Source organism: Pseudomonas sp. A-1 (assembly GCF_004801855.1).
Classification (GTDB): Bacteria; Pseudomonadota; Gammaproteobacteria; order Pseudomonadales; family Pseudomonadaceae; genus Geopseudomonas.
Genome location: NZ_SSTC01000006.1, coordinates 1 through 2512 on the forward strand (window position 1 = coordinate 1; position 2512 = coordinate 2512).

The 2512-nt window shown below is 66.0% G+C and carries 3 protein-coding genes; all 3 read right to left on the bottom strand.

The genetic code is table 11. The annotated features are described in order from the left end of the window. Positions 1-4: 4 nt before the first annotated feature. The gene (locus E5198_RS02480; RefSeq protein ID WP_136488435.1) at positions 5-322 is read right to left on the bottom strand and encodes a DUF2388 domain-containing protein; all 318 of its coding nucleotides are present in this window, start codon (positions 320-322) and stop codon (positions 5-7) included. 177 nt (positions 323-499) lie between these two features. Beyond that, positions 500-2014: an acetyl-CoA hydrolase/transferase family protein gene (locus tag E5198_RS02485; protein WP_136488437.1), complete on the bottom strand. Its 1515-nt coding sequence runs from the start codon at positions 2012-2014 to the stop codon at positions 500-502. Positions 2015-2209: 195 nt separating this feature from the next. Then, positions 2210-2512: NAD(P)(+) transhydrogenase (Re/Si-specific) subunit beta (locus E5198_RS02490; protein ID WP_136488436.1), on the bottom strand; the 303-nt coding region annotated here is incomplete at its 5' end.

The following is a 2512-nucleotide window of genomic DNA, read 5'->3' on the forward strand; positions in this document are numbered from 1 at the left end:
TTCATCATAGGGCGAGCAGGGCCTGCGCCAGCTCGGCGTCGCTGGCTGCCTGGGCTTCGGGCACGCGCGCGCGCAGCAGTTGCAGGGCGGCCTCCAGGCGGGCGCCGCGGATCGCACCTTCGCTGGCGACGAAGCTGGCGGCGTCGTCGCGGGCGGCCTGCACCACCTTCATGTCGCGCACCGAGGTGGTGGTGTCGGAGGTGAAGTCGAGGCTGCGTTCGAGGGCGCGCACCAGGATGTTGCTGGTGGCGACCAGGGTCTGGGCCTGGGCGCTGCCGGCGGCGAGCAGGACGAAGGTGGCGGCGAGCAGGGTGCTTCGCATCGGGGGTACTCCGGTGGTTCTGGACGAGGCGCGTACTGTATTGATTCGCAGGGCCGCGTGCCAGCCGCGCGCTGCCGCGCTGCGACCGGCGTGGCATCTGCGTGGCGGGTCGCAGCCCGGAAACGACTGCGCCGCCCGAAGGCGGCGCAGTTATGCAGCGGTCAGCCGATCAGGCGATCAGAGCAGGCCGCAGTGGCCCGGCTGGCGCAGCATGTGGCCGGTCTGCTGCATGTTGATGTGCCAGGAGAAGGCCTCGGCGAGGATGTGCGGGGTCTGGCCGCCGACGGTGGCGCAGGCGCGGTCGAAGTAGTCCTGCATGGCCGGGCGGAAGTCCGGGTGCACGCAGTTGTCGATGATCACCTGGGCACGCTCGCGCGGGGCCAGGCCGCGCAGGTCGGCCAGACCCTGCTCGGTGACGATGATGTCGACGTCGTGCTCGTTATGGTCGACGTGCGGGATCATCGGCACGGCGGAGGAGATGGCGCCGCCCTTGGCGATGGACTTGGTGACGAAGATGGCCAGGTGGGCGTTGCGGGTGAAGTCGCCCGAGCCGCCGAGGCCGTTCATCATGTGGGTGCCGTTGACGTGGGTGGAGTTGACGTTGCCGTAGATGTCGAACTCCAGCGCGGTGTTGATGCCGATGATGCCGATGCGGCGGACGATCTCCGGATGGTTGGAGATTTCCTGCGGGCGCAGCACCAGCTTGTCCTTGTACTTGTCGAGGTTGGCCAGCACGTGGTGGCACATCTTCTCGGACAGGGTGAAGGAGCAGCCGGAGGCGGCGACCAGCTTGCCGGCGTCGAACAGCTCGAAGGTGGAATCCTGCAGCACCTCGGAGTACATGGTCAGGCCGCTGAAGTTGGACTTCAGCAGGCCGCTCATCACGGCGTTGGCGATGGTGCCGACGCCGGCCTGCAGCGGCAGCAGGCTGGGGCTCAGGTTGCCGCGCTCGACTTCCTTCTCGAAGAAGGCGATCAGGTGGTCGGCGATGGCCTGGGTCTCGTCGTCGGACGGCAGGACGCTGGAGTAGGAGTCTTCCTGGTCGGTGATGACGATGGCGGCGATCTTCGCCGGGTCGCAGGGGATGTACGGGGTGCCGATGCGATCCTGGCCGTTGACCAGCGGGATCGGGCCGCGCTCCGGGCGCTTGGCCGGCAGGTAGATGTCGTGCAGGCCTTCCAGGGCGGCCGGGTGGGCCAGGTTCAGCTCGACGATGACCACGTCGGCTTCGGTGAAGCTGGCGGAGTTGCCCACGGAGGTGGTCGGCACGATGCCGCCGTTCTCGGTGATGGCGCAGGCCTCGATGATGGCCACGTCGACCTTCGGCAGGCTGCCGGCACGCAGCTGCTCGGCGGTGTCGGACAGGTGCTGGTCGATGAACATCACCTCGCCCTTGTTGATCGCCTTGCGCAGGCCGGCGTCGGACTGGAACGGCATGCGGCGGGCCAGCAGACCGGATTCGGCCATCAGCTTGTCCATGTCGTTGCCCAGGCTGGCGCCGGTGATCAGGGTGATCTTCAGCTCTTCGTGGCGGGCGCGCTCGGCCATGGCGATCGGCAGCTTCTTGGCTTCGCCGGCGCGGGTGAAGCCGCTCATGCCGACGGTGTTGCCGTTCTTGACCAGCTTGGCCGCTTCTTCGGCGGTGGTGATTTTGTCGGTCAGGGACTGCAGGCGAATACGATCAGGGTACAGGGACATTGAGCGGTTCCTTTGGATACGGCCTATGGCGAACACAGTGCGCCGAGTCTAAGGATTCGCTATCGTCACGCCTTTAATACTAAGGTCGTAATGCGCTGGACGGTTTTTGCAAGGCATCGCGACCTTTTGCCGCAGAAACAACCACTTCCGCGTGGCGGAAGTGGTTGTTTCACCGTGCATTTCGTCGGGTTACTCGACGGCCTTGACCATGTCCTCGACCACCTTCTTGGCGTCGCCGAACACCATCATGGTCTTGTCCATGTAGAACAGCTCGTTGTCGAGACCGGCGTAGCCGCTGGCCATCGAGCGCTTGTTGACGATCACGGTGCGCGCCTTGTACGCATCGAGAATCGGCATGCCGGCGATCGGCGACTTCGGATCGGTCTTCGCCGCCGGGTTGACCACGTCGTTGGCGCCCAGCACCAGCACCACGTCGGCCTGGCCGAACTCGGGGTTGATGTCCTCCATCTCGTGCACCTGCTCGTAGGGCAC